Consider the following 25374-nt stretch of genomic DNA (forward strand, 5'->3'; position numbering starts at 1 on the left):
GCCCGACGAAGAGTGCCGCCGGATAGCCGACGAGCAGCGTGGAAACGAGCACGATGAGCCAGATGCGCACCGTGGTCCACAACGCGCCGAGATAGGTATCCGACGTGAAGAAGGTGACCCAGCTCTTCAGCGTCAGCGTCGGCTCGATCTTGAACGTGGTCTGGGTCCAGAAGGAAACGTAGACCATCATCAGGATGGGCGCGACCAGGAAGAGCAACATCCACAGCGCACCAGGCGCCAGCAGCCAGAGATCGCGGCGCGAGGCGCGCGGGGTGACCAAGGTTTCGCTCGAAGTCTCGGTGATTGCGGCCATCAGTTCAACTCCTTCGTCTTGGGAGGACGGGTGGCGATGGGAAGGGTGGCGGTGCGCGACCAGGGAGAGTGCTCCTCTGGCCTCCCCGCCAGTTTCCCCCACAAGGGAGAGAGAACCCGCAGCTGGCTCCCCGGCTCAATCGAGGCATGGAAAACGCCGTACGTTACGCCCTTCCCCCTTGTGAGGAAGGGTCTGGGGCGGGGTCTTTCATGACGCACATCAACCGTAAACAAGCGCATCCTCCTTCTTCCAGATCAGGCTGTAGCGGCTCTGCGGCTGATGCGCTTCGGGTGCGGCATGGCTCAGATGCTGCTCCACCTCGAACACCTTGCCGTCGTCGAGCTGGAAGAAGGAATTGACCGCCGCACCGGTATATTCCGAGGCGACGAACGTGCCTTCGATGCGGACCTCGTCGGTGCCGGCCACCGCCTCGCGCGAGCGGATGGCGATGCGGTCGTAGCGGATGGCATAGGCAGATTGCGCCGAGGGCTGGGAGAACTTGCCGACCGGCAGCGGACCGGCGGCGCTGGAAAACACGCCGTCGCTCAGCCTGCCGCCGAACAGATTGTAGCAATTGAGGAAGCGGGCCACGGCCGGCGAATTTGGGCGATTGTAGATCGTGTCGGCATCGCCCTGCTGGGCAATCTTCTTAGCGACGAGTACCAGCACGGTGTCGCCCATGGCCAGCGCCTCGGTTTCCGAGCCTGTCACATGCAGGAAGGTGACGCCGCAGCGCTCGCGGATGGCGCGCAGTTCGGAGCGCATCCGCGAACGCAGATTGGCGTCGAGCGCGCCGAGCGGCTCGTCGAGCAACACCATCTTCGGCTCAGTGACCAGCGTGCGGGCAAGCGCCACGCGCTGCTTCTGGCCGCCGGAAATCTGCGTCGTCGCCCGGTCTTCGAGCCCGGTTAGGCCGACCAGCGCGATCATGTCGCGGACCCTGGCATCCACCACCTTGCGATCGGTGACCGGCTCGTGCTTGCGATTGAGCAAGCCGAAGGCGATGTTCTCCTCGACCGACAGATGCGGAAACAGCGCGAAATTCTGGAAGACGAAGCCGATGCCGCGCCCATGCGGCGACACAGCGTTGATCACCTTGCCGCCGAAACGGATCGTGCCGGCCTCAGGCGTCTCGAAGCCGGCGATCACCCGCAGAAGCGTCGTCTTGCCCGAACCCGACGGGCCAAGCAGAGAGACATAGCAGTCCTCGGGCAAGGAGAGATCGATCCCGTCAAGGGCAGGCTCGCCATTATAGGTCTTGGTGACTTTGGATAGCGTCAGCATGGGCGAACATCCTTTTCGGCACGGCGGCGCAATTCGGCGACCATGGTCTCGACGCCGCGGCGCAGCGGAATTTTCGGCAGGAACCCCAGATCGCGGCGGGCGGCGGTAGTGTCGAACTGGTGGTGATAATCGTCGTTGGGCGCCGCGCCCGGCGCCAAGGCGATATCGGCGGCCGGCAGGATCTCCCTCACCAGCGCGGCAACATCGCCGAGCGTGACGAGGCTCTCGCCGGTGATGTTGTAGAGGCGGCTTTCGAGCGCCGGCGCGTCCAGCGCCGCCAGCACGGCGCGGGCGGCATCGTCGGCATGAATATATTGTCTTGGAAAATCGGCACCCCAATCCTGGCGCGTCGGTCTGGCCTCGAACGCGTCGTCGATCATCCGCCTGAGAATACAAGCGGTGCTGCGATCGGGACCATAGATCCAGGACAGCCTGAGGGCCGCGGCATCGACGCCATGTTCGCGAGCATAGGCCAGCACCAGCTGCTCGGCGGCGAGCTTGGTGGCGCCATAGACCGTCGAGGGCGACAGCGGCGATATTTCGCCAACCGGCCCTGCCGTGGTCGATCCATAGACGCTCATCGACGAACAATAGACGAAGCGGCCGTAAGCGCCGATCCGCGCCAGTTCCAGCAGGTTGGCTGTGCCGGTAACGTTGACGGCGATCATGTCATAAGGATTTTCGCGGCCGACCATCGGGCCGGAATAGCCGCCGCAATGGACGATGGCGTTTGTACCGGCGCCGCCCGCGATCGCATGCAGGCGATGAATGTCGCGCAGGTCGCAATCGATCACCGGCACACCGGCGACTGCACCGGCAAACTTGTCGATCGCGGTCATGGCCTGGCCCCGGTCGCGCAATTGCCGGACGACGGCGCCACCGACCAGCCCGCTAGCGCCGGTGACGAGTACGTGAGGTCGCGGGGTCGATGGCAGGCTCATGCCGGTGCTCCATCACGGTTCGACCCGGCAATGCCGAGCGTTTCGGCGATTATGCGGCCGATCGGGATCGACGAGGTCGCCGCCGGCGACGGGGCGTTGAGGACATGCAGGCTGCGCGATGTCCGCTTGAATAGAAAATCATGCACCAGCGCACCGTCGCGCGACACGGCCTGCGCCCGGATACCCGGCGGATAGGGTTTGAGGTCGCTGAGTTGCAGCGACGGACAATATTTGCGGCATTCCTGCAGGTAGTGGCCGCGAAACAGCGAGCTTCTCGCCTCCCGGATGCCCGACGACAGATTGGCGCGCAGCATCTTCCAGAAACCGGGAAAGGAGGCGTAGGCGGCCATGTCGTGCAGGCTTGGCCAGTTGCCGGCATAGGATTCGCGCGCCAGTGACAAGACCGCATTCGGCCCGACCGTCAGCCGGCCGTCGATCATCGGTGTCAGGTGTATGCCAAGAAAGGGCAGTGCCGGATCCGGCACCGGATAAATCATGTGATTGACCAGCGTCGCGCTGTCCGGCCGTACCACGTCGAAATATTCGCCGCGGAACGGCACGATCCGATGCTCAAGCGCCACTCCGGCTATGGCCGCGATCCGGTCGGCCTGTAGGCCCGCGCAGGCAATCAGCCAACGGCAGGTTACCCTACCCTTATCGGTTTCGATCGCGACATCACGACTGCTCTCAACGATGGTGCGCACGGCGGAACCAAACTCGATCCTGACGCCAGCGTTAGCCAGCTTACCGACCATCACCTCGCAGACGCGGCGGTAGCTGACGATGGCGCTTTCGCCGATCCGGAGCGCCGCCAGGCCTTCGATATTCGGCTCCAGTTCGCGCAATTCGCCAGCGCCGATTTCCTGCGCGGCGATGCCGTTTTCGGCAGCATTGCGGCGCAGCGCCTGCATCCGCTTGACCTCGACCGGATTGGTCGCCACGATCAGCTTGCCGATCTCCCGATAGGGCACAGCGTTTTCGATACAAAAGGCCTTCATCGCCATGGCACCCTCGCGGCAGAGCCTGGCCTTCAGGCTGCCCGGCTTGTAGTAAAGGCCGCTATGGATGACGCCGCTGTTGTGGCCGGTCTGATGCATCGCCGGGCCGGCCTCCTTGTCGAGCACGACAATCTTGGCATCGGGCTTCAGGCGGGAGATTTCCAGCGCCGTCGCCAGTCCGACAATGCCCGCTCCGATGACACAATAATCGTACATTGCGCCCCTCTCGTCCGCTCAGAGCCGATAGGCTTCGGGGCGGCGGTCGGCGAAGAGGTTTAGCTCGAACCTTCCCTCCTCGACGACGATCTTCTTGCTGCGGGCGATCTCGAGGTCGACATCGGCGGTGATGAGGCCGGTCTCGCCCGTGAGATGCGCCATCACGACACCCTTCGGATCGACGATCTGCGAATGGCCGAGATAATCCGTTCCGGCGGCGCTGTCATTGCGGTTGGCGGCGACGAAGTAGACCATATTTTCTGCCGCGCGCACCCTGGTGAAGTGATCGGCCAGGATCGACGACTGCACCGGCCAGTTGGTGGGCAGGGCGATGATTTCGGCCCCGTTCAGCGCCAAGGTCCGCATCGCCTCGGGAAAGCGGATCTCGTAGCAGATCGAGATGCCGATGACACCGATCTCGGTAGCGAAGGCGGAAGCCGACACCTCCTCAGGGCGATCGGCATAGCGGTCACCGCCGAGATAGGGCAGATGCGCCTTGCGATGCACGCCGGCAATGCCCTGCGGGCCGATCAACGCGGCCGAATTGAAGATCTTGCCGTCCCTTGCCTCGAAGAAGCCGACAATCGCGTGGATCTGCCGGGCCGCACATATGGCAAGGATTGCCCGCACTTCGGGACCATCGAGCCGAATGGCAACCCGTTCAAGTGCGGCACGGCTGTCAAAGCCGTAGCCCGTCAACGAGCATTCCGGCAGAACCGCAAGCTGGCAGTCTTGATCGGCAGCCTTGGCGATCCAATCGGCCGCCGCTGCCACATTCGCCGCCGTCTGGCCTTCGCTTACCGCACATTGGATCGCTGCAATACGCACTTTTCTCTCGTCCTCGTTCTTAGTAGCATGTAACATGTCACACTCCACCACGCAGTCAACGTCTGTTTTCTCAAATTTTACGCGTGGAGGGCATCAAGCACCGGCACCTTGATTTTGAGAGGCAAGTTTGTCTTCTACAGACGGGGCCATCCGCCCCTGGGAAGGAACATCATGGAACTTGGTAATATCGGTCGCAAAAGCCTCGCGACCCACGTCTATGAGGTCGTCCGAAACGCCATCGTCGTCGGCGAGTTGACGCCCGGCAGCCTGCATTCGGTCAACGACATTTCCGAACGGCTGAACGTGTCGCGCACGCCGGTACGCGAAGCGCTGTTGAAGCTCGAGGAACAGGGCATGGTGAGCTTCGAACGCAATCGCGGCGCCCGCATCCTCGAAACCACGGTTCATGATCTGGAAGAACTGTTTTCGCTTCGTTTCATCCTGGAGATCCCGGCAGCGCATCGCGCCGCCCGGCGGCCTGAAGCCGCCGCCATTAAGAAGCTGCAGACGCACCTGAACGAATTGACCGAAGCCTATCGGCTCGAACGCAGCAATGCGCGCGCCCATCTCGAGCCGGACGCGCGTTTCCACAAGCAGATCGCGGCGATGGCCGGCAGCCGCAGGCTCGGCGCCATCCTCGACAATCTGTTCGACCAGCAAATGATTGCCGACGGCACTTCGGGCGGCTTCACCCGCGGCATGGAAGAGATCATCGACGACCATGTGCGCATTTTCGACGCCATCGCCCAGAAGGATCCGGATGGCGCAGCCAACGCCATGCGCGATCACCTGCTGATCAGCAGCCGGGCGCTGGTATCGAAGGAAGCCGGCGATGCCGAGGTCGGCAAGCAGTTCGAGCCGCTATTCATCGATATCCTGACCATGACCACGTCGGGCATACTCAAGTAGATTGGTGATCGTATCGAAGCTGGACGGCCAGGCCCGCCACTTCGGAAATGGCATGCCGACGCTGCGCGCCTTAGCGCCGGCATCGACCGGGATGATCGCGCCCAAGACTCGTCAACAGCAACAGGCCCCGCCGGATACTCACGTGGCGTCCAGCAAGCCCACATAGTTGCGTGCAGCCGGGCCGGCATCGCTGCGCCAGAATATGTACATCTCCATCGGCGGCAGCGCTTCCGCCAGTGGCCTGAAGACCACGCCTGGAAAGTTCATGACGCTCATCGAAGCCGGGACAAAGGAGATTCCGAGGCCCGAAGCGACGTAGGCCATGAGCCCGGTTACATGGCTTGTCCGGTGAATATGGCCCGGCGCCATATCGGGTATCGAACTCATAACCCCGACCGTGGTGGAGCGCCCGTCAGCCTCCGCGTAGACCGCAAAACTCTCCGCAAGGACTTGCGCGACACTGATGGCGCCCTGGCCGGAGAGAGGATGATCATCGGCCAGCGCCAGCATCCAATGCCACTGGCCGATCCGCTTGGAATTGGCCCCCGTGATGCGAACATCGGTCGCGACCGCATAGCCGATATCCACCTCGCCTGAGATCAGTGCGTCCTGCACGCTGTTGCTCGGCATTTCCTTCAGGCTGAGGCTCACCCCCGGCCACTCCGCCCTGAAGCGGCGGATCGACGTGGAGATCATGCCGGTGATCGCCGCATTGGCGCCGTAGCCGATACGGATCGACCCGGCAGCGCCGCGCCCGATATCGACCGCCGTATCGACAGCAGCCTCCACCTGCGCGATGGCGGAATGGCTCTTCCTCAAGAACTCCCTGCCCGCTTCGGTCAGTTCGACAAGCCGCTTCGAGCGCGCAAGCAGTTCAACGCCTAGAATGGCTTCCAGCGCCTTGATCTGCGCCGTCGGCGCCGGCTGGACGATGTTGAACGGGCGGCCGCGCGACCGAAATGCAGTTCCTCAGCCACCGCAACGAAATAGCGGAGATGCCTCAATTCGATTGTCCTGCGGGCACTTCGAGATGTCTGCTGCACTGAACCCAACCTCGGGTAATCACCAATAGTGATCAATGTGAATTTCAGACCTATTGGAAGTGATATCGACTATCGTGCTTAACGTCGCGTCTAAAAGGAAAGAACATGCTCCAGAAGACGTCGCCTCAACCTATCGCCGCCAATGCACCTACCGTCGCTCCCGCGCCTGAGGCGGCAGCACCGCCTCGCCCGCCGCGCGAATATGCCAAGTTCCTCGTGCCGCTGGTCGTGATCGGCGCCGTCTGCGTTCTCGTCGGCATCAGTACGCAGAGCTTCGACCAATGGACGGCGGGCGCGGATGTGCAGACGACCGACAATGCCTATATTCGCGCGGATCTCAGCCACCTGAGCGCGCGCCGCTGGCAATGTCGTGTCGATCAAGGTCAACGACTTCGATCGTGTGAAGAAGGGCGACATTATCCTCCAGATCGATCCTTCCGATTATGAAGCCAAGCGCGATCAGGCCAAGGCGTCGCTCGATTCAGCCCTTGCCCAGCTTGATAACCTGACGAACCAGGAAAATCTGGAAAAGGCCGCCATCCAGCAGGCAGAGGCACAGGCCACGGTCACCAGAGCCAATGCCGATCTGGCAAAGACCGAGGCCGCCCGCCAGAGATTGCTGATTGATCGTGGCGCGGGTATCCAGCAGAACAAGGACGAGGCCGAAGCCAAGGTGCAGACGACGGTCGCAAGCCTCGGAGCAGCGCAGGCAGCGGTTCTCTGGGCAAAGGCACAGCTGCAAATATACTGACGGCCAGCGCGCTCAGCTTTCCGCCAATGTCCAGTCTGCCAAAGCAGGCCTAAAGTGTGCAGAGCTCGCGCTCTCTCATACGACGATCATCGCGCCGTTCGATGGCGTCGTCAGCGAGAGGCAAGTGCATGTCGGCGACTATGTGACCACGGGCACGAACGCGATCTCGATCGTTCCGCTTCCAAATGTCTATCTGACGGCAAATTTCAAGGAGACGCAGCTGTCGCGAATGCGTGAGGGCCAAGCCGTTACCATCACGGTCGATTCACTGCCGGGCGAGACCTTCCACGGCAAGGTATCGCGCCTTTCTCCTGCATCCGGATCGCAGTTTGCGCTTCTTCCGGCTGATAATGCGACCGGCAACTTCACGAAGGTCGTCCAGCGCGTTCCCGTTCGCATCGACTTCAATCCGCCAGAGGTTTTCGCCCACCTGCGCGCAGGCATGTCGGCGGTCGTCTCCGTATCGGTTGCGCCGGCGGGACGCTAAACCATGGCCGAGATCCTGCGACTGTCATTGCACTTCATCGGGCGGCAAACGCATCACCCTATTTTGGCAGTGGCCGCTGTTCTGGTCGGTCCTTATATGGTGTCCTTCCACAGCCGCCTGTTCGGGCTGGGCCTGGACCTCAGGGCGGCTTTCGGCCTGAGCTTCGATGAGGGCGCCTGGCTCAACACCTTTGCCAACGCGCCGCAGCTTCTCATCGCCCCGGCCGTTGGCTGGCTCGTTGCGACATTCGGCGTACGCCGGATCCTCGTTCCGGCAGCCCTCCTCTACGCCCTGACCTCCGCCCTCATTCCGACGACCTCCGGCTTTACTGCCCTTGTCCTGCTGCATGTCGTCCATGGCTTGCTGCTCGGCATCTTCGTGCCCGCCACCTTGATGATCATCCTGCGCAACCTGCCGATGAAATGGTGGATCACCGGGATTGTGTTTCGGCCCTTTAATTGCGGGACTCAGTCAAGTCTGTTTTGTCCGTGCCGGGGTCATGGTCCTTTTCGAGGTCATGGCCTCATGATGATGTTCGGGTCGGATGCCTCAACGTGTGGAGCGCTGTGCGGTCGCAACCGCCAGCAGCCGAAACAACGAGGTCACCACAACCACCGTCCCGGCGGGACATCACAGGCCCAATTCAGCCCTGCGGTTTTGGTCTAGGTAGGTAAGGGATCAGGCTGGTTCGTTGCTCCACTGGAATGAGGTCCCATCGACCCAGATGCAGTGCAGGATAACGGCCAATTTTCGGGCGACTGCCACCTGCGCTTTTTTCATGCCATTGCGTTTCGCCAACCGCAGCCCCCAGGCCTTCAACGCGCACCACCGCTTTGTCCGATGGAGCAGCACGCTGGCAGCCTCAAAGAGAAAAGTTCGCAGCAGGCGATCTCCCCATCGCGAGACCTGACCGACAGTGTCCGTTTCACCCGATTGCTTGCGGCGTGGCGTCAGATCCAAATAGGCTCCCACGGAGGTTGCGCTTCGAAAGCGAGACGGGTCGTCGATGGTATGGCGGAAGGTCAGTGCCGTCACCACGCCGATGCCCAGCACGGTCATAAGCCGCTTGGTCGTGTCGTCTGCTCGAGCCATCAGTCGGACCTGGCGGTCTAAACCCGCAAGTTCTCGACAAACATGCCCATGCACGGAAAGCAGTGGTAGCAAGACCGGCCAGAGCGCGTGGCCGTCCCAGGTCAATTCGGTGACGCATCGCTAGAATTGTCCTGCGATGGCGCGAGAGAACAGCAACCCGCATTCTTTCAACATCGATCGGATCTGATTCTCGAGATCACGTCGCACCGTCACAAGCCGGGACCGCGCAACCAGCAGTGAACGAACCTGTTGGCTGGCCTCGCTCTTCACCGCAACCTCGCGATACCATCCGACGCGAACGAGCTCGGCCAAGCCACGCGCGTCGTTCTCATCGCTTTTGTTCATTCGGACCGATAACACAGCGTGGGCGTGTCGCGCGTCGATGCAGACCACCGGCACGCCGGTCCGCTTCAATTCATGCCAGAGCCAGCTCGACATAGCACCGGTCTCGAAGCCAACTCGTTCCGCATCGGGAGCCTTCTTCGCCAGCAGGGCAGCCAAGGCTCCAGGATCCGACTTTGCCCGGCCCTCGAAGATCAGCCGGCCGTTCTCGTCAACGACACAAACGGAAGTCTCCTTCTGTGAGACGTCCAATCCGACATACTGTTTCATCGTGATGTCCTCCCGTTGATACTGGGACCAGTATGCCACCACAGTGGCGACCGGGGCATGCCGGAAGCAATTACGTCATCGTGTGGAATATTGGCTCTGACGCACATTCGATGATACTCTCGGCATTCGATATGAAAGAAGTAATTGATATTGCCGGCTTTTCCATACGCGCTGGCAGTTTATAGCAGCGTTGTAGCTCGGCGGCTCCGAGCAAGGCTTAAAGTCGTTTTGGTTCAAGAAGTTATCCCGCTACAATGCCGGGCATGATCATCGAATGTGCGTCAGAGCCAACATTCCGCGCCGATTGACAGACCCGCAAGTACCAGCGCCGCCGCGACCGCTTCCCGGGTCAATCTCACCAAGGCGGCAGGGCTATAGCGCAGCCGGCCCTTCGGGTGCGATCGGCTCATGCAGGCGACCATACCGGGGCTGCGTCCCTTTGACCTGTCAGCTCAGGATAAACTTGGCATTCGTCTTCGGGTCATGAATGATGTCAGGATCGATATCGAAGACGCGCCGGACATGCTCTCTCGTCATGATGATGTTCGGCGGCCCCTGCTGCACAAGTTTTCCCGCCTTGAACATGACGATATGATCGGCGTGCCGGGCCGCCTGATTGACGTCATGGAGCACGGCGACGACGGTTTTCCGACGGGATTTCACCAGCGCGGTTATGAGGCTCATGACTTCGGCCTGATGCGCAAGATCCAGGAACGTGGTGGGTTCGTCGAGGAGGAGGATCTCCGTCTGTTGCGCGAGTGACATCGCAATCCATGCACGCTGTCTCTGGCCGCCGGAGAGGTTTTCAAGCGGCTGTTCCCGCAGATCCGCCATGCCTGTCAGTTCGAGTGCTTCGTTGACCGCTTCCTCGTCCGCTCTGGACCAGCGCGAAAACAGACTTCGATGCGGGTATCGCCCCTGGCGTACAAGATCGGATACCGTAAGCCCCTCCGGCGCAACAGGACCTTGCGGCAGGATGGCGATGCGTCTTGCGCTTTCGCGCGCCGTGAACCTGGCGAGCGGCTTGCCATCGAGCAGGACAGTGCCTGCCTTCGGTTTGAGCAGGCCGGCACAGGCTCTCAACACCGTCGATTTGCCCGAGCCGTTGCGGCCGAGCAGGACGGTGAACGCCTGCGGCGGGATTTTGAGGTCCAGCTCTTCGACGATCATCCTGCTTCCGTAGCCGAGTGACAGCTTGTCGAGGCGCAGGCCAGATCCTGCTTCGTTGTCATTGAGCGGCATGGCGGCGTCCCCAGAGAAGATAGCCAAGGAAGGGGGCGCCGATCAGCGCCGTGACGATACCGGCCGGCAACTGCGCTGGGGCAATGACGGTCCGTCCAATAAGGTCGGCCGCCATGACGAGCAGCCCGCCCACCAACGCAGATGCCGGTATCATGCGCGCATGGCCGGCCCCCACCATCTTGCGGGCGACATGCGGCGCGATCAGGCCGATGAAGCCGATCAGACCGCAAGCGGCGACTGTCGCACCCGATATGGCCGTGCACAGCAGGATCAGAAAGGCGCGACCAAGATTGACACGCTGACCGAGGCTTGCCGCGATATCGTCGCCGAAACGCATGAGATCGAGCTGGCGGAAGGCGAGACCGGCCAGCGCCACGGGCACGACAAGCCATCCGGCCAGAAGACGCAATGTTTCCCAGCTTGCGGCGTAGACACTGCCGGAAAGCCAGATCATCAATCGCTGCACATCCGCTACGTCGGAAAAAGCGATGAGGAAACTGCTTCCGGCGCCAGCAAGCGAGCCGAGCGCGATGCCGATCAGCACGATGCGCAGCGACGAGGTGCCATTTCGCCAGGAGAGAGCAAAGACCGCGGCAGCCATCAATGTCGCCCCGGCGAAGCCGGCCACTGGCAACAGCGTTGCCCCCGCGCCCTTCAAGCCGACGATGACCAATCCGCCCGCCAAAGCCGCGCCCGCGTTGATGCCGAGAATACCGGGCTCGGCGAGAGGGTTGCGCATCACCGCCTGGGCGATCGCTCCTGCAATGCCCAGCGCCATACCAGCGGTGAGCGCCATCAGCGCACGCGGCAGACGCAGATCGAGCACGATCATGCGGATCTGCTCTGTCGCACTGCCATCGACAAGGCTTTCAAGATCGGCGCGCGAAACCGTCTGGTCGCCGAGAGCCAGACTGGCGAGCAAAAGGGCTGGAACGCTCAGGAGCGCGGCAGCCAGGACCACGTGCCGGGACGTCATGAACTGCGCAGCCGGTAACGGGCGAGCCACAGAAAGAACGGCGCGCCGATCAGCGCCATCGTGACGCCGACGGGAAAGTCCTGATTGGCGAACAGGCCGCGTCCGATCATATCGGCGATAACCAGCAGCAATGCGCCTCCGATGGCGCTGTAAGGCACGATCCAGCGATAATCGGCCCCGACCGTAAGGCGCGCGATGTGCGGCATGACAAGGCCGACAAAGCCGACGGGTCCCGCAAGCGCCACGGCACTCCCGGCGAGCAGCACCACGATGACCACTGATATCGTGCGCCACAACAGCGTGCTCTGTCCCAGCGCGCCAGAGATGTCGGAGCCAAGGCTGAGTGTCGTGAACTGCCGCCGCAGCAAAAGCGCGGCCGCAAGACCCGTCACGATGTAGGGAGCGACAGCCACAACCTGCCCCATGGTTCGCCCCGACAGCGACCCGACGGTCCAGAGCCTTACGGCATCGAGCGTCGCCTGATCGAAGATCAGGATGGCCGCGGTCAGCGAGGTGAGGAAGGTGCCGATCACCGCTCCTGCCAGAACGAGTTTCAGCGATGTCGGTCCGCCCGGCCCGAGTGATCCGAGCGCATGGACTGCGAAACCGGCGATGGCCGCACCACCGAAGGCGTACCAGATGAGGCCATTGCCGTCGCTCATCGAGCCGGTCATCTGAAGCGCCATGGCGGCGACCACGGCGAAGGCGCCGCCAGCGTTGATGCCGAGCAGGCCGGGCGAGGCCAGGGGATTGCCGGTCGCGGCCTGCATCACCGCCCCGGCAACGGCGAGTGCAGCGCCCGCCATGGCACCGGCCAGCACACGCGGAAGCCTGAGCATGGTGACGACGAGGTGATCACGGGACCCGTCGAAGGCAAAGATTGCCTCGCAAATCGTCATCAGCGAAAGCCGCGACGTGCCCGCGCCGATCGCCAGCGCCGCAACCAGAATGCAGACGCAAAGCAGGATCGCGAGCCCGAGCGCCCGCAGGGGGTCTGCGTGCCTCTCTGTCACGGCGCATTCACGATGTAGCGTTCGACGTCGTCGAGAACGCGATGGGCGGAGGCAACCCCGTGAAAACCCATCCAGGTGGCGCGATCGACGCGGTAGGCCCGGCCGGCCTGTACGGCCGGCAGCATCTGCCAGAATGGATTTTTGGTGGTCGCGGCCTCAAGGGCATCGTCGGGCGCCTGATCGTATCCGCTCACGACGACATAGAGCAGTGTCTTTCCATCGAGAAGACCGATCTCCTCCCAGCCTGGACGCTTGAAGGCGGTATTATCGGTGACCGTTTCGTAAGCCGTGCGCTGAACGCCCGCTTCGCGCAGCACGGCATAGGGTGCATAGGCGGCCGGGCCGGAGACATAGACATGGAACCCTGACGGCGTGATGCGCAGGATGGAGACCGGAAAATGGGGGACACGCGCGCGTATGGCCGCGACCCGGACTTCATAACCCGCGAGCAACTCTGCCGCGGTGTCCCTGCGGCCGGTCATATCCGCCAGGACCTGCAGATGATCCTTCCAGTTCCGGACATCGATCAGCACGGTCGGCGCGACCTTTTCGAACATGCCGCGGACCTGGGCGTGCAACGTGGCGTCACCGATGATCAGATCGGGCTTCAAGGCAACGATACGCTCGAGGCTCGGTTGCCTTGCGTCACCGATATCCGTGACAGATGCCTTTTCCGCTGCCCTACGCAGGTCTGGATCCTGCGCCGTCATCAGCGGCGCGCCGACAATCGGCAAACCGAGCTCGAGCCCCATGCCGAGATTGTAGAACGGATCGAGCACGACAATGCGGGATGGCGCCATGGGCACGCAAACCGGCGTTCCGAGGACGTGTTCCGATATCGCCCGTCCCTGACATTGCGCAGCCGCTGGCGTCAGCGAAAGCAACATCGCCAGAGCGGAAATGATAAGGCACAACGCCGTTCTCATGCCGTGAAATCCCATACGTCGCGGCTGGAGCGATAGCCAAGGCATCGCTCCAGCCCGCATGCTCAGAACTTGACCTTGAGGTTCATGCCGACGCGACGGCGTTCACCCAGCGTGGCAGCGATATTGTTGTCGTTGTAGACGAAGTACTTCTCGTCCAGCAGGTTCTGCACGAAAGCGTTGATCTCCCAGCGCTCCGTCTTGTAGCCGGCCTGCATGTTCACGATCCAGCGGTTGTCCAGATAGTCGTGCGGCAGGCTGCCGAGCCGTGCCAGATAGCGAGACGTGTATTTTGCGTCTGTGCCGACGAAGACGCCGTTGTCGAACGTATAGCGCGCGCCCAGCCCCACGGTCCATTCCGGTGCTTCGGGGAACGGCAGCCCGGTAAGGTCACCGTAGGTCAGATCGTTGAAGTCCTTGAACTCGGTATGGACATAGCCGAGCGAGACGAAGGTCTCGAGATTGTCGTTCACCTCGAACGAGGGCTCGATCTCGAAACCCCAGGCTTCCGACGAGGCGGCATTGAGGATGCGGCGGGTCGTCGCGTCGGCCGGGTCGAGCTGCATCTGGACCTGCTGGTCGCTGTATTGGGTGAAGAAGACGTTCGAGTTCAGTTTCAGCCGCTCGTCCAGGAAGCTCCCCTTGTAGAAGATCTCGTAGGTCGAAGCCGTTTCCGGCTCATAGGTATAGGCTGTCGCGCTGGCAGAATTGTAGCTCGCGCCTCCGGTGCGGAAGCCCTGCGAATAGGTGACGCCGACCGTCTGGGTGTCGGTGAGGTCCTTCGAAAGGCCGATCTTGGGCACGAAATTGACCTCATCGAACGACGCGCCATAGTCGGTGAGTACGGTCGTCGTGCCGCCCAATGGCTGGGTGCGGACGAGATGCTGGGTAATGTCCTGGTCGGTGTAGTCGAGACGGCCGCCGACGGTGACCTTCCATGTCGGAACGAACTCGTAGGTCGCCTCGCCGAAGATAGCGGCGTTGAACGATTTCTGGGTGTTGTGCTGGACTTGGTTACGACCGATCGTCGGCGTCAGCGGGATTGTGCGATCGTAGAAGTTCTTCTCGTCTTCATAGGCGAAGTAGACCCCACCGACCCAGTTCCACTTTTCACCCGAGTAGTTCAGGCGCACTTCCTGCGATGCGATCCATTCCTTGTAATAGCCGTGATAGGTGTTGACCTCCCCTGCCGTGCCGTAGTTCGGCGAAAAGCGATCGGTGTCGGAATAACTGAAAGCCGATAGCGACGTCAGCTTCAACTCGTCGGTGATATCGTGAGTTACGTCCAAGCCCACATTGTGTACGCGGGTTGGCCTGTATTCGATATAGGCGGGAATCTGGTAATCGCCGCGCTCTTCATCGAAGCTGAAGCCCAGGGAACCGGCCGGACCGCCGATGTCGCGGACATAGGGATCATCGTGCGAGAAGGAATAGCTCAACAGAGCGCGCGTTTCAGGCATCTCCGCCGGCTGGAAGAGGACCTTGCCGCGGATCTGATAATAGGTGTCATGCGTGAAATCGCTGTAGCGGTCGTAATTTTCGAATGTCGGGTAATTGATATCATTCTTGCTGCGCTCGAACTCCCCGGCGATACGCAGGGCGAGCACGTCCTCCACCAGCGGCGTGTTGACCATGAACGCCGTGCCATGGAGATTGCCCGTGCCGACCGTTCCGGAAAGTTCTCCCTCGCGCTCGAATACGGGATCCTTGGTTTTGACGTAGATGGCGCCCGCCATGGAGGCGCGACCGGACAGCGTCGACTGCGGACCCCGATAGACTTCGAGTTGTTCGACGTCGAACAGCCCGCGGGCGCCGCGCCGGGCACCACGCACCGTTTGCTGGACACCATCGACATAGAGTGTCGCAAGCGGCGCGCCGCCCGGAACAAGCCCCTCCGAGTTGACGCCGCGGATGACGAAACCCGCATCGGTCCAGTCACCGTCCATGACATTGGCCATGCGCTGGAAGCCGTCGCGGATACTGCGGACCTGGCTGTCGGCAATCTCGTCGGCGGTCAGGATTCCGACACTCGCCGACGTGTCATTGAGGGTGGTCGCATTGCGCGAACCATAAATCATGATTGGGGCCAGAACGGTATCGCCCGACAGGGCTGCGGTATCACCCGTGACGGCCGCGGACGTGCTCGCGATGGTCACTGTATTGCCGTTGGTGAAGCGGTACTGGAGATCCGTACCCGACAAAAGGACGGAAACGGCCTCGGACGCGGTCATGGAACCACGGACCGGGCGTCCATTCAGCGACGCCGCAGACGTTTCGTCAAATATGACGGCGAGGCCTGAGATCCGCCCGATATCGTTCATGGCGTGGCGAATGGGTTTTGCCGGAATATCGAAACTGTAGACCTGCTGTGTCGCGGTCTGCGCCATCGCGCTCCCAACGGCGAGTGGACCAACATCTACTGCGCCAAGCACTGTCGTCGCGAGCAGCATAGCCGCGTTGCGCCCCAATCTTCCGGTCTTCATCAAATGCCCCTATTCCCTCAGATCATTCGGGAATGGCGACAGATCCCCTTCTATCGGTCTGCCGTCATCCTGTTGAGGTAACGGAGCTCGCCGGGGACCACCCTCATCAGAAAAGCGAAAAATTCAAACTTTTTGCACCATAGACAAAAGAGCCGTTCAGGGCCTGACGATGACGAGGCGGCCCGCAACATCATTCATCGTGAATCCGACCAGTGACTGAACGGACGCAAGTGCCGCATCCGGGTCATCGACCGAGAAACTTCCGCTTACCCTTCTTTCCGCGAGCGTATCGGAAAGAAGCACAATTCGGCCCGGACGGTAGCGCTCGATCTGCCTGAGGACGTCCACGAGGCGGGCATTGTTGAACACGAAACGCCCATCATGCCAGGCTGTGCGCTCTCCAAGATCGACCTTCTGCGACCTGCCGATCCCGGAGGCGCTGTAGGCGACACTTTCTCCAGGCGCGAGGACCACACGCTGTGATGTCGCAGTGCCGGTGACCTGCAGACTGCCACTTTCGAGCGTCACCGACACGCCGTCATCCTGCACCGCCACATCGAAGGTCGTGCCGAGAACCCTCGCCTCTCCGTCCCCGGCCTTCACGATGAAGGGGATATCGGATCGCTTGACCGTGAAGAATGCGGTTCCGCGCAGGAGTTGGACACGTCTTTCCGACGTCCCCATATCGACATCGATGGCCGTGTCCGCATCCAGGAGGATCGTCGAGCCATCCTTCAGCTCGATCGTGCGTCGCTCGCCGCGGGCCGTGACATAGTCGGCCTGAAGATCCTGAAACACGTTCGGTCTCTCAAGCCACATCCACGCCCCCGCCAGACAGGACATCAGACAGAGGCCGATGATCGCTCCGGCCTTGCCTGATGTGTTCTTCTCACGCATGCGCCGGACATTATCCAGATGACGTGAGAGTGTGTGTTCCTCCTCACGTGCCACGTCTGCGCCCGGCCCGGCAGCCGAGGACCACAGGATCTGAAGGTCGTCATAGGCGCGTCCGTGTGCCGGATCGGCGTTCATCCACGCCGCGAAGTGGTCACGATCGGCCCGCGAAGGCTTGCCGTTCATCCGGGTGAACCAGGCGACGGCTTCCGCTTCGACACCCGACAGGTTTCCGGCCGCCTTTTCATTATCTGCCATGGCCGTTATTACCCTAGATAGCGGAGGCAAGCGCCTGGTCGATCTTCCCGTTCAAGATGATAACGGAGCGAAAGGCGACCGACCCTCATGCTGGAAGCGTTATTTGAAGCTTTCCCGGCAGGCAAGCAGGGCTTTCGCCATCTCGCGCTCCACCATGATGTAGCTGAGGCCCATCGTGGCGGCAATTTCCTGGTAGGTGCAGCCATGAACGCGGTTCAGCAGGAAGACGTGGCGGGTACGCTCCGGCAGGCGCCTGATGATGTCGTCGAGATGACGGATGCCGTCCCTGGCTTCGACGATCTGGAGCGGCGTTGCGACTGGCGCGGCATATTGGTCAGCGGTGATCTTGTCCGCCAGGGCCTTGTGACGCTTCTCGACGCGCAGCTGATCGATCGCCGAGTTGCTTGCGCAGCGGCTCAGATAGGAGGGCGTCAGCACGACATGTTCCTTGGCCTTCTCCCAGATCCGCGCGAAGACCTCCTGCACCACATCGGACGCCTGTGACGGGCCGACCTTACGCGTGACCATACGCTCAAGCCGGCGGCGCTCGGTCTGGTAAAGCCTCTCGATTTCGTCGGATCTGCTTGTCACTATGTCGGCCATGCAACGCCCATGCTACCAATTCACGCGTCAAGCATGCACATAACAGCGAAAAGTGGAATATAAAAATCATCTTTAAAGTCGGATGCAGTCAGCTTTCCGACGCGCTGTTGCCCTGAAACATCATCTTCATGTCGGCTGTCCGGCCGTCAGCAAGGCGACGTGTCTGCGCATGGTATCGAGCAGCTCGGCGTCGCGGATTTCCGGCTTTTTCAGAACGCAGGTCGAACACAACGCGCCCTCCGCAACGGTGTAGTACCGACAGCAGCCACCCCTTGCCCGAAACGTCCAGGAACCGATCGGCTTGCGGTTATCATCGTGCAACGTCAGATCGAAGAAATGTAATTGCTTGTTATAAAGCGGCGAACCCGTGTGTTTGACCACGCGCATGGCGTCTTGCCGCGCCTGACCGAGGCAGTTGAGGTGTCGGCCGACCTCCAGCCATCGTCCGGCGACAGCGTCGGCAACCAGCCGCCACAGAGCAGGGCGGCCTAGGCCGGACCTTTTCACCAGGACCTCGATCAACGCTGAAAAATGATTTTCGATGGCGACCCGGAAGGCATCGCAAAGCTCTCCTCGGCCAGGAAGAAGCGTCGCATCCGGATGATGACCAAGAGACAGTCGGTCCGTCGAAAAACGTTGGGAAAGGTAGCGGATATCGGCGCGACGAACGTCATGAACCTCGCCGTCGTGATCATGGCGGTCGTCGAACATCCGCAACGCAATGCGTTCAGGCGTCAGATCGGGCACGATACCCGATGCGGCGACGAGCGGGATCGTCGCCAACATGAAGACATAGCAGTAATCGATCATCATCAAGGCGGCACATGTCTTGTCGTCCATATGGCTGTGATGCGTGCGTTCATAATTCATGAAGGCGTCGATGGCAGCGGCATCGTCGAAAAACGCACGCGCCGTCGTCCAACTCTCCTCCATGCCCCCGCATTCCACACGGAATTCGGACCAGAAAGGGGACTGGGCGCCCAAAGCCTCTTCCAGTGGATGATGGTCCTGATCGGAAAAACTCAAATACCCCTGCCCCAGCCATCGAACGCGCCCAACATGTCAAAGCATGTGAGACAGGTCCATTCCCAACATGACGTGTTTCATATGCATAACGTCTGCCGGCGAGTGTTACCCTCACGTGGGATAAATCTGCGAACGACAGCAGCAGCGGGCTTGTGTTTGGCACTCGGCAGGATGCAACACCGTCCCCCGGTGCCGAAGTGCATCATCGGGCGTTTTGTCATTATAGAGAAATGGCCCAATCATCGCGCAAAACAGCGAAAATCACGTCGAGGGACCTCAGCACCGACTCTCAGCACGGCGGCTGGGCATGATGTTTCCGCGCCGGAGGTGTCGGGCGACGGCCCGCTCCCTCTCTCGCCAGCGTCTGGTGCTCGGGAAAGGGCGCGCCTATTCTCGCCTGCATCATTGTTGCTGCTGGCGCGATCCTGCTCGGGTCTTAGGATTTCTGCGACACTTGACCCCTTGACATAGAGTGCACTCTAACCCTTACCTTCCCGTGCGTCGTGACGAAAGAAGGGCGTTCATGAAGATTGGCGAACTGGCGAAGCGTTCGGGACTGTCGGCCCATACCATCCGCTACTATGAGCGGATCGGGCTGCTTCCCCATGCCGACAGGGACCAATCGGGCCAACGTGACTACGACGCATCAATCCTGATCTGGATAGAATTTCTCGACCGCCTCAAAACGACCGGGATGCCTATTCGAGAAATGCTGCACTATGCAGCCTTGCGGGAGCGCGGCGTCGGCACGGAAGCGGAACGCAGCGCATTGCTCGAACAGCACCGCGAGCGCGTCCGCGCCCATGTGGCCGAACTGCAAGCCTGCCTTGTCGTCCTCGACACCAAGATTGCCGGATATGCCGGCAAGGAACAGAGGATGAAGGACTATGACGCACCAATCCCCAAGCGCCGGCGAAAGCCGGCTGGAACGCGGCAAGCGGGTACTCGCTGAAATCGACGGCGCGGCCGGCCACAATGTCGTTGCCGCTCTGGCCGACATTGCCCCCGAATTCGCGAACTACCTCTTCGAGTTTCCGTTTGGCGACATCTACAGCCGTCCCGGCCTCGATCTGCGCGCCCGCGAGATCGCCACCATCGCGGCGCTGACCGCGATGGGAACCGCGACCCCGCAATTGAAGGTCCATATAGAGGCGGGGCTGAATGTCGGGCTGACCAAGGACGAAATCACCGAAACCATCATACAGATGGCTGTTTATGCCGGCTTCCCGGCGGCGCTCAACGGACTGTTCGCCGCCAAGGAAGTGTTCGCCGCCCGGTTCCCCGTCCAGCAGGAGCAAGCGGTATGATGAACCCTCTTCGTTTTCTGAGCGCCGCCGGCGCTCTCATCCTCGCCGTGGCGCCTGCTTTCCCCATCATGGCGCCGACGGCCGCATATGCGAACACGGCCGTGCCGGAAAAGCTATGGGACGGCTTTAGTTCGCCGGTCGGCATGGCGTTCGATGCTGCCGGCAATCTGTTTGTGGCTGAATGGAGTGCCGGCCGGGTTTGCGCATCGACCCGGCCGGCAACCGCACGACGTTCGCGGATGGGCTTTCCGGCCCCTCCGGGCTGACCATTGGCCCTGATGGCATGATCTATGTTGCATCCTATTCCCGCGATGAAATCTATCGCTTTACACCAGCCGGCGAGCGCAGCGTGCACATGACCGGCATCGCGACACCGGCCGGCTTGAGCTTCGACAGGTCCTGCCGGCCTGTATGAATGGAAGAAGAAGTTTGCGGCGTCGAACGCCAAGGGCAACGACGAGGCCGAGGAGATCAGGCGGCTGAAGAAGGAACTGGCTCGCGTCACCGAGGAGCGAGCATCCTGAAAAAAGCGGCCGCGTATTTCGCCAGGGATGCAAAGTGAAGTACGCGTTCATTGCTCTGCATCGCTTGCAGTTTTCGGTGCGGACGATGTGCCGCCTTCTGCGGGTTCACCCGAGTGGATTTACACCTGGCTGAAGAACCCGCTGAGCAGGCGAGCCAACGAGGACAAGCGACAGACCGATCTGCTCCTGAAGGCATGGGAAGAGAGCGGCAAGGTCTACGGTTATCGCAAGCTGCACGACGACCTTCTCGATCAGGGAGAGATGTGCTGCCCAAACCGGGTCGCGCGCCTGACGCGTCTCGCCGGGATCAAGGCGCAGATCGGCTACAAACGCCGTCCCGGCATCTATGGCGGCAGGCCTGCCGTCGCTATCGACAACACACTCGACCGGCAATTTGACGTCGCGGCTCCGGACAAGGCCTGGGTCACGGACATCACCTACATCCGAACCTGCGAGGGCTTCGCTTACCTTGCGGTCGTCATCGACCTTTATTCGCGCCGTGTCATCGGCTGGGCACTGCAGAGCCGACAGACCACGGACGTCGTATTGCAGGCTCTGCTCATGGCGGTGTGGAGGCGAAAGCCGAAGGACAAGGTGCTGGTTCATTCGGATCAGGGGGCGCAGTTCACCAGCATGGACTGGGCATCGTTCGTCAGGCACCACAATCTGGTTCACTCGATGAGCCGACGCGGCAACTGCCGTGACAATGCGGTGGCCGAGAGCTTCTTCAATCTTCTGAAGCGGGAGAGGATACGTCGCAGGGGCTACCGTTCACGCGATGAAGCGCGCCAGGATGTGTTCGACGACATTGAGATGTTCTACAACCCGAAACGCAAGCACGTCAGAAACGGAATGCTGTCGCCCGTCGAGTTCGAGAGGCAGCAGAAAATCTAACCCGAGGGGGTCTACGAAAATCGGGGCTATTCAATTGGCTATGACGGCAACACGCCGTTCGGACTTGCCTTGTCGACCATCTTCGGCAAATGTTCGGCAAGAAGTTGAGGGAGTTGGTCGACGTCGACACCGAACGACTGGGCGAGATTCCGCAAAGTATCGGACGAAAGTGCGGTTTTGATTTGACCTTCGGAAATCGGCAGGTTGGAGCCCGTCCCGATCCAGGACGTGACCTGTTCGCCCAGTCCTGCCTGGTTCAATTGCGCAACAATACCATTCAGGCCACCGGCGTTTTGCAAGACCTGCCCCGCCACCGCCATGAGGTCGACCGGCTTTCCGTTTAGGGCGTCACTGACAATGTTCTGCAGTCCATCAAGCAGTCCCATGGATATCTCCGATTCAGACCCGATCTGATATTGCGAATAAGAGGATACTAAATTGTGCTCAAACGAAGGCAACGTGTCGGAGCTTTGAAAAAGGGGCTCACGCAATCACTAGGCCGACGGGTTCTTAGATGTGCCGCGCGCCGTCAGCTTGCGGTAATAGCGGCTGGAGGCGCTCATTGCTTCCAACAGTTCATTCTGTGGGCGTCGGCGAAACAGAACTGGCACTGAGGTTATGTCTACGCAGACGCGGGGACCGTTGGATTTTCGAGGATTTGGATCGACTTTCTTCTAGTTTTCTCTCGCGAAGTCCGTGAGCTGCAAGTGAAAGAAGCGCGCCGTTAGCTCTCTATTGTAGAATTTCAAGCAGCGCATCCGAAATTTCTTTCGCTTTTCCTGTTTTAGAGTGCGTTGACAAGTAACCCGGTCAGTTAGATATTCGCGCGGCAGGGGCAACCTCCAAACAGGAGATTCAACAAGATGATCCGGACAGTAATTTTCTCATCCTTCGCGCTGCTTGCTACGGTGGCGCTCACTTCCCCCGCATCCGCGCTCACCATGAAGGAGTGCAGCACCAAATATCAGGCGGCAAAGGCCGATGGCTCTGCCAAGGGCATGAAATGGAATGACTTTCGTGCCAAGAATTGCGGGACCGACGCTGCTGCGGAAGACGCAGCAGACGAAAAAGACATAGCGGCCACGCCCGATAAAGAGCCGGCGAAGTCCACGAAGAAAGCCCCCAAAAGCGTTGTTTTCCCGAAGGCCGTTGACAAGAAGTATTCCAGCGAGACCCCCGGGAAGCAGCGGCTCCATACCTGCGTCGACAGCTATCGGGCAAACAAGGATAATGGCACCCTTGGCGATCTGAAATGGATCCAGAAGGGTGGTGGTTACTGGAGTCTGTGCAACACAGCCCTGAAGAGCTAATCCTCCGCGGCTAGCGAAGTCTCGAAGGTCGCTTGAACTTATCGGGCGGCCTTCTTGATTCAACAGCCCATGCGTTTGTTTCAGCGTACGCATGAATGGATTGTACTGTCTCTTGTCCTTAGCTATGGAGAGGACAAGAAGCTTGAATAGCTCCTGGATTTGTAGACGTCTTCTTTCCTACTTTTGAGGTAGGATTTTCAATATCGACGCCCCCGAGCTGGAAGGTCAGTGCCGATATGAAATTGACCTCGCCTTTCGGTCAAAGCGTCGGCTGGCCGACATTCTCGACGGCCAGCGGGTGCAAATTTATCGACAGGGCACGGACCGTTACGGTCGCACATTGGCTGCCCTTTCGGTCAACGGGCGCGATGTCGGCGACCAGCTCGTGAGCGAAGGTCTTGCGCGGACGTGGAGCGGCCGTCGCGAACCTCGGTGCTGAATCGACAACGATGTGCCTGTGCAATTGGCCGCGCGCCATAAGGGCCGCCTTCGTTTTCGCTACGCCTCGAACGCGGAGTGATAACTGACGTCGCCGGCAGCCGGCGGGCCATTAAGGATCAGGCGCTGAAAGTAGGGCGAAGGATCGCCGCCATAGGTCAGAGCCGGATCGCTCACAAAACCGAACCGCTGATAATACCGGGGATCGCCCAGGACCACGCAGCCCGCGGCCTGCAACGATCGAAGCCGTTCGAGCCCGGCTCGAATGAGCAACTGACCAATCCCCTGGCCCTGGTGCTCCAGACTGATGGAGACCGGCCCAAGGCCATACCAATCCTCTTGGACGTCGGCGATACTTATGGGCGAGAACGCCGCATGACCGATGATCTCATCCTGATCGACGGCAACGAGAGATAGGGTCAGCGCTCCGGCCGCCCTCAGGCCCTCGATGATGCGAGCCTCGGTCCCGCTGCTGTGGGGCGCGGTCTTGAATGCCGCGGTGGTGACAGCGCTGATTGCGGCGATGTCGGCTGGTTGCTCGGATCTGATTTCCAATGTCATGAACCTTTATAGAAGCCCAAGTATACAACATGCGCCGCACCGCGGATCAGGCGACACGGGCAGGCTGCGATCGCGTGTCTCAAGCGAGACAGTTAGAGGGTTCCTACAAGCATGGGCGGAAGCTAAGCCACTCGAACCTCAATTGCAATGCAGTCCTCTTCTGCGCCGGAACATCGGGATGACCTACTTTTGGAATTGAATAGCGAAATGCGGACCCAGGGATTTGTTCAATTCAAACAAACCACGCAGATCGAGGCTGTCACTCCCGCCCCTCATGCATAATATATAGGCTTGCCGTTGGCCGTTTCGTTGTCAGCTATCCAATTTACGCGCTCCGGTTCCGGCTACGCTCTGTCCGATTGCCGTCCGAGCGACATCCCGTCCTTCATCCAGTCCGCATACCCCGAAGAAAGGTGCCTATCGTGACATCCGAAACCACAAGCTTGAAAGACAAGTTGCGTCGAATTCCATCCTTGAAGGCGCCACTTCCGGACATGGACCTGGAGGCATTCCCCAGAGCTCCACAAGAGGCCTTTGCAATCTGGCTGGATGAGGCACTGGCGGCCGGCATACGCGAACCACATGCGATGACGCTTTCGACCCGCGACGAAAATGGCTGGCCGGATGCCCGCGTGCTGATCCTGAAAAATGTCGATGGGCGCGGCTGGCATTTTGCGATCAAGGCAGAAAGCCCAAAGGCACAGCAGATAGCAGCGGAGCCGCATGTTGCGTTGACGTTCTATTGGCCGGTGCTCGGCCGGCAAATCCGACTGCGCGGACTGGCAAGTCTTCTTCCAGCCGACGAATGCGCTGCCGACTACCTTGAGCGCCCGCAAGGCTCTCGGGCCAGTGCCCTTGCCTCGCGACAGAGCGCGGTGCTTTCGGACGCAACGGAACTGGAGAGAAATCTGGCGGAAGCGGAGGCGTTCCTCTCGGCCAATCCAGATCACGTCGCCCCGGGCTGGCAGGTCTATGCCGTCGCACCTACCGTTGTCGAGTTCTGGCAAGGGGCGAGCGACCGCAACCATAAGCGCCTGCGCTTCACGCTATCCGCCGATCACAAAGAATGGGATCGGGTTCGGCTCTGGCCTTGATCGTGGGTTATGTGGCTTGATGGCTTGGCTAATGCAACATTCTTTGCGTCGGTTAACTTTGTTTCTTGCCGTCGCCATTCTCCCTGCCACTTTGGCTCAAAAACCGGAAACGCCGTTTTCAAGGCCTTCCGATCCTTGACAACCGAAGCAGTTCTCACCAGACGCCTGGAACCAGTCTCCATCGCACCCAACGGGAATACGCGTCATATCCGGGCAGTTCGACTTGCAGCAGCCGATCTTCCCATGACGTGCTCAAGACAAGCACTGCCCCTGCTCGTGCAGCCGGGATGAGCGCCCAGAACGAACCCAGCGCAAGCGCCATGCCGAAGAATGTCAATCGGCGCGGAATGTTGA

General features: G+C 60.7%; 26 protein-coding genes and 4 pseudogenes. 12 read left to right on the plus strand and 18 right to left on the minus strand.

What is annotated here, in order from left to right; genetic code table 11:
• From B5M41_RS23855 to B5M41_RS23875, 5 genes and pseudogenes are all read right to left on the minus strand, one after another.
• Window positions 1–313 (minus strand): annotated as a pseudogene (locus B5M41_RS23855) (ABC transporter permease); the annotation flags it as partial.
• Window positions 314–532: 219 nt separating this feature from the next.
• Entirely contained in the window at window positions 533–1597 is a 1065-nt protein-coding gene (locus B5M41_RS23860) for an ABC transporter ATP-binding protein (RefSeq protein WP_134652456.1), read from the minus strand.
• Window positions 1591–2538: an NAD-dependent epimerase/dehydratase family protein gene (locus B5M41_RS23865; RefSeq protein ID WP_134652458.1), complete on the minus strand. Its 948-nt coding sequence runs from the start codon at window positions 2536–2538 to the stop codon at window positions 1591–1593. Before B5M41_RS23865 ends, B5M41_RS23860 begins: the two co-directional genes overlap by 7 nt.
• Complete coding sequence (gene lhgO, locus B5M41_RS23870; RefSeq protein ID WP_134652460.1) at window positions 2535–3752, minus strand: L-2-hydroxyglutarate oxidase; 1218 nt, start codon at window positions 3750–3752, stop codon at window positions 2535–2537. The genes B5M41_RS23865 and lhgO overlap by 4 nt, the downstream gene beginning before the upstream one ends.
• A gap of 18 nt (window positions 3753–3770) precedes the next feature.
• On the minus strand, window positions 3771–4616 hold the full coding sequence (locus B5M41_RS23875; protein ID WP_134652462.1) for a carbon-nitrogen hydrolase family protein: 846 nt from the start codon (window positions 4614–4616) through the stop codon (window positions 3771–3773).
• Window positions 4617–4751: 135 nt separating this feature from the next.
• Between B5M41_RS23875 and B5M41_RS23880 the strand changes: the two genes are divergently transcribed.
• Entirely contained in the window at window positions 4752–5489 is a 738-nt protein-coding gene (locus B5M41_RS23880; protein WP_134652464.1) for a GntR family transcriptional regulator, read from the plus strand.
• Window positions 5490–5627: 138 nt separating this feature from the next.
• Here B5M41_RS23880 and B5M41_RS23885 read toward each other — a convergent pair whose 3' ends face one another.
• Both B5M41_RS23885 and B5M41_RS27180 read right to left on the minus strand, forming a co-directional pair.
• A complete protein-coding gene (locus B5M41_RS23885; protein WP_167719450.1) occupies window positions 5628–6308 on the minus strand; it encodes a LysR family substrate-binding domain-containing protein in 681 nt (226 codons plus the stop codon).
• Between the two features lie 18 nt (window positions 6309–6326).
• A pseudogene (locus B5M41_RS27180) lies at window positions 6327–6422 on the minus strand (helix-turn-helix domain-containing protein); the annotation flags it as partial.
• 215 nt (window positions 6423–6637) lie between these two features.
• Here B5M41_RS27180 and B5M41_RS27055 point away from each other — a divergent pair.
• The 4 genes from B5M41_RS27055 to B5M41_RS23905 all read left to right on the plus strand — a co-directional run bounded on the left by B5M41_RS27055 (window position 6638) and on the right by B5M41_RS23905 (window position 8436).
• Complete coding sequence (locus B5M41_RS27055) at window positions 6638–6979, plus strand: hypothetical protein (RefSeq protein WP_230640321.1); 342 nt, start codon at window positions 6638–6640, stop codon at window positions 6977–6979.
• Window positions 6903–7283 carry an HlyD family secretion protein gene (locus tag B5M41_RS27060; RefSeq protein ID WP_230640322.1) on the plus strand — a complete coding sequence of 127 codons (381 nt, stop codon included), beginning with the start codon at window positions 6903–6905 and terminating at the stop codon, window positions 7281–7283. Before B5M41_RS27055 ends, B5M41_RS27060 begins: the two co-directional genes overlap by 77 nt.
• Before the next feature lie 88 nt (window positions 7284–7371).
• The gene (locus B5M41_RS27065) at window positions 7372–7770 is read left to right on the plus strand and encodes an HlyD family secretion protein (RefSeq protein ID WP_230640329.1); all 399 of its coding nucleotides are present in this window, start codon (window positions 7372–7374) and stop codon (window positions 7768–7770) included.
• A gap of 3 nt (window positions 7771–7773) precedes the next feature.
• Window positions 7774–8436, plus strand: a complete 663-nt coding sequence (locus B5M41_RS23905) for an MFS transporter (protein WP_209020909.1) — start codon at window positions 7774–7776, stop codon at window positions 8434–8436.
• Between the two features lie 12 nt (window positions 8437–8448).
• Here the strand turns inward: B5M41_RS23905 and B5M41_RS27225 are convergent.
• From B5M41_RS27225 to B5M41_RS23950, 9 genes and pseudogenes are all read right to left on the minus strand, one after another.
• Window positions 8449–9474 (minus strand): annotated as a pseudogene (locus tag B5M41_RS27225) (IS110 family RNA-guided transposase).
• Window positions 9475–9921: 447 nt separating this feature from the next.
• On the minus strand, window positions 9922–10644 hold the full coding sequence (locus B5M41_RS23915; protein WP_230640323.1) for an ABC transporter ATP-binding protein: 723 nt from the start codon (window positions 10642–10644) through the stop codon (window positions 9922–9924).
• 58 nt (window positions 10645–10702) lie between these two features.
• Window positions 10703–11692, minus strand: coding sequence for a FecCD family ABC transporter permease (locus B5M41_RS23920; protein ID WP_134652470.1), 990 nt, complete (start codon window positions 11690–11692; stop codon window positions 10703–10705).
• Window positions 11689–12705 (minus strand): FecCD family ABC transporter permease, encoded by a 1017-nt coding sequence (locus B5M41_RS23925; protein WP_134652472.1) that lies wholly within the window; start codon window positions 12703–12705, stop codon window positions 11689–11691. The genes B5M41_RS23920 and B5M41_RS23925 overlap by 4 nt, the downstream gene beginning before the upstream one ends.
• Window positions 12702–13505, minus strand: coding sequence for an iron-siderophore ABC transporter substrate-binding protein (locus B5M41_RS23930; protein ID WP_230640324.1), 804 nt, complete (start codon window positions 13503–13505; stop codon window positions 12702–12704). The genes B5M41_RS23925 and B5M41_RS23930 overlap by 4 nt, the downstream gene beginning before the upstream one ends.
• Before the next feature lie 188 nt (window positions 13506–13693).
• Window positions 13694–16111, minus strand: a complete 2418-nt coding sequence (locus B5M41_RS23935) for a TonB-dependent receptor (RefSeq protein WP_134652476.1) — start codon at window positions 16109–16111, stop codon at window positions 13694–13696.
• 156 nt (window positions 16112–16267) lie between these two features.
• The gene (locus B5M41_RS23940; RefSeq protein WP_134652478.1) at window positions 16268–17263 is read right to left on the minus strand and encodes a FecR family protein; all 996 of its coding nucleotides are present in this window, start codon (window positions 17261–17263) and stop codon (window positions 16268–16270) included.
• Window positions 17264–17362: 99 nt separating this feature from the next.
• Window positions 17363–17854 carry an RNA polymerase sigma factor gene (locus B5M41_RS23945; protein ID WP_134652480.1) on the minus strand — a complete coding sequence of 164 codons (492 nt, stop codon included), beginning with the start codon at window positions 17852–17854 and terminating at the stop codon, window positions 17363–17365.
• A 138-nt stretch (window positions 17855–17992) separates the two neighbouring features.
• Complete coding sequence (locus tag B5M41_RS23950; protein WP_134652482.1) at window positions 17993–18892, minus strand: ferric iron reductase; 900 nt, start codon at window positions 18890–18892, stop codon at window positions 17993–17995.
• A 523-nt stretch (window positions 18893–19415) separates the two neighbouring features.
• On the opposite strand from B5M41_RS23950, the gene B5M41_RS23955 reads away from it, so the two are divergent.
• The 4 genes and pseudogenes from B5M41_RS23955 to B5M41_RS23970 all read left to right on the plus strand — a co-directional run.
• Window positions 19416–19844 carry a MerR family transcriptional regulator gene (locus B5M41_RS23955; protein WP_134652484.1) on the plus strand — a complete coding sequence of 143 codons (429 nt, stop codon included), beginning with the start codon at window positions 19416–19418 and terminating at the stop codon, window positions 19842–19844.
• A complete protein-coding gene (locus tag B5M41_RS23960; RefSeq protein WP_134652486.1) occupies window positions 19780–20199 on the plus strand; it encodes a carboxymuconolactone decarboxylase family protein in 420 nt (139 codons plus the stop codon). The genes B5M41_RS23955 and B5M41_RS23960 overlap by 65 nt, the downstream gene beginning before the upstream one ends.
• A gap of 199 nt (window positions 20200–20398) precedes the next feature.
• Window positions 20399–20614, plus strand: a complete 216-nt coding sequence (locus B5M41_RS23965; protein WP_134652488.1) for a hypothetical protein — start codon at window positions 20399–20401, stop codon at window positions 20612–20614.
• Window positions 20607–21617, plus strand: a pseudogene (locus B5M41_RS23970) (IS3 family transposase); the annotation flags it as partial. The gene B5M41_RS23965 and the pseudogene B5M41_RS23970, both read left to right, overlap by 8 nt.
• Before the next feature lie 38 nt (window positions 21618–21655).
• Here B5M41_RS23970 and B5M41_RS23975 read toward each other — a convergent pair.
• A complete protein-coding gene (locus B5M41_RS23975; RefSeq protein ID WP_134651433.1) occupies window positions 21656–22003 on the minus strand; it encodes a YidB family protein in 348 nt (115 codons plus the stop codon).
• A gap of 477 nt (window positions 22004–22480) precedes the next feature.
• Here B5M41_RS23975 and B5M41_RS23980 point away from each other — a divergent pair, with 477 nt between their 5' ends.
• Window positions 22481–22927, plus strand: a complete 447-nt coding sequence (locus tag B5M41_RS23980; RefSeq protein WP_134651435.1) for a hypothetical protein — start codon at window positions 22481–22483, stop codon at window positions 22925–22927.
• Between the two features lie 202 nt (window positions 22928–23129).
• The gene (locus B5M41_RS23985) at window positions 23130–23366 is read left to right on the plus strand and encodes a thermonuclease family protein (RefSeq protein WP_269139622.1); all 237 of its coding nucleotides are present in this window, start codon (window positions 23130–23132) and stop codon (window positions 23364–23366) included.
• Between the two features lie 59 nt (window positions 23367–23425).
• Here the strand turns inward: B5M41_RS23985 and B5M41_RS23990 are convergent, their stop codons facing one another.
• Window positions 23426–23926, minus strand: coding sequence for a GNAT family N-acetyltransferase (locus B5M41_RS23990; protein ID WP_329959104.1), 501 nt, complete (start codon window positions 23924–23926; stop codon window positions 23426–23428).
• Between the two features lie 422 nt (window positions 23927–24348).
• On the opposite strand from B5M41_RS23990, the gene B5M41_RS23995 reads away from it, so the two are divergent.
• Window positions 24349–25020: a pyridoxine/pyridoxamine 5'-phosphate oxidase gene (locus B5M41_RS23995; RefSeq protein WP_230640325.1), complete on the plus strand. Its 672-nt coding sequence runs from the start codon at window positions 24349–24351 to the stop codon at window positions 25018–25020.
• Window positions 25021–25374 lie beyond the last annotated feature (354 nt).

The sequence above is a fragment of the Shinella sumterensis genome, from assembly GCF_004514425.2.
In the GTDB taxonomy this organism is placed as follows: domain Bacteria; phylum Pseudomonadota; class Alphaproteobacteria; order Rhizobiales; family Rhizobiaceae; genus Shinella; species Shinella sumterensis.

Excerpts from the sequence above, each read along its gene's own strand:
- B5M41_RS23920 (WP_134652470.1), bottom strand. The coding sequence starts at position 11,692 with ATGACGTCCCGGCACGTGGTCCTGGCTGCCGCGCTCCTGAGCGTTCCA.
- B5M41_RS23960 (WP_134652486.1), top strand. The coding sequence starts at position 19,780 with ATGACGCACCAATCCCCAAGCGCCGGCGAAAGCCGGCTGGAACGCGGC.
- B5M41_RS23905 (WP_209020909.1), top strand. The coding sequence starts at position 7,774 with ATGGCCGAGATCCTGCGACTGTCATTGCACTTCATCGGGCGGCAAACG.
- B5M41_RS23940 (WP_134652478.1), bottom strand. The coding sequence starts at position 17,263 with ATGGCAGATAATGAAAAGGCGGCCGGAAACCTGTCGGGTGTCGAAGCG.
- B5M41_RS23930 (WP_230640324.1), bottom strand. The coding sequence starts at position 13,505 with ATGGCGCCATCCCGCATTGTCGTGCTCGATCCGTTCTACAATCTCGGC.
- B5M41_RS23955 (WP_134652484.1), top strand. The coding sequence starts at position 19,416 with ATGAAGATTGGCGAACTGGCGAAGCGTTCGGGACTGTCGGCCCATACC.
- B5M41_RS23875 (WP_134652462.1), bottom strand. The coding sequence starts at position 4,616 with ATGTTACATGCTACTAAGAACGAGGACGAGAGAAAAGTGCGTATTGCA.
- B5M41_RS23975 (WP_134651433.1), bottom strand. The coding sequence starts at position 22,003 with ATGGGACTGCTTGATGGACTGCAGAACATTGTCAGTGACGCCCTAAAC.
- lhgO (WP_134652460.1), bottom strand. The coding sequence starts at position 3,752 with ATGTACGATTATTGTGTCATCGGAGCGGGCATTGTCGGACTGGCGACG.
- B5M41_RS23880 (WP_134652464.1), top strand. The coding sequence starts at position 4,752 with ATGGAACTTGGTAATATCGGTCGCAAAAGCCTCGCGACCCACGTCTAT.
- B5M41_RS23860 (WP_134652456.1), bottom strand. The coding sequence starts at position 1,597 with ATGCTGACGCTATCCAAAGTCACCAAGACCTATAATGGCGAGCCTGCC.
- B5M41_RS23935 (WP_134652476.1), bottom strand. The coding sequence starts at position 16,111 with ATGAAGACCGGAAGATTGGGGCGCAACGCGGCTATGCTGCTCGCGACG.
- B5M41_RS23990 (WP_329959104.1), bottom strand. The coding sequence starts at position 23,926 with ATGACATTGGAAATCAGATCCGAGCAACCAGCCGACATCGCCGCAATC.
- B5M41_RS23915 (WP_230640323.1), bottom strand. The coding sequence starts at position 10,644 with ATGATCGTCGAAGAGCTGGACCTCAAAATCCCGCCGCAGGCGTTCACC.
- B5M41_RS23865 (WP_134652458.1), bottom strand. The coding sequence starts at position 2,538 with ATGAGCCTGCCATCGACCCCGCGACCTCACGTACTCGTCACCGGCGCT.
- B5M41_RS23980 (WP_134651435.1), top strand. The coding sequence starts at position 22,481 with ATGATCCGGACAGTAATTTTCTCATCCTTCGCGCTGCTTGCTACGGTG.
- B5M41_RS27055 (WP_230640321.1), top strand. The coding sequence starts at position 6,638 with ATGCTCCAGAAGACGTCGCCTCAACCTATCGCCGCCAATGCACCTACC.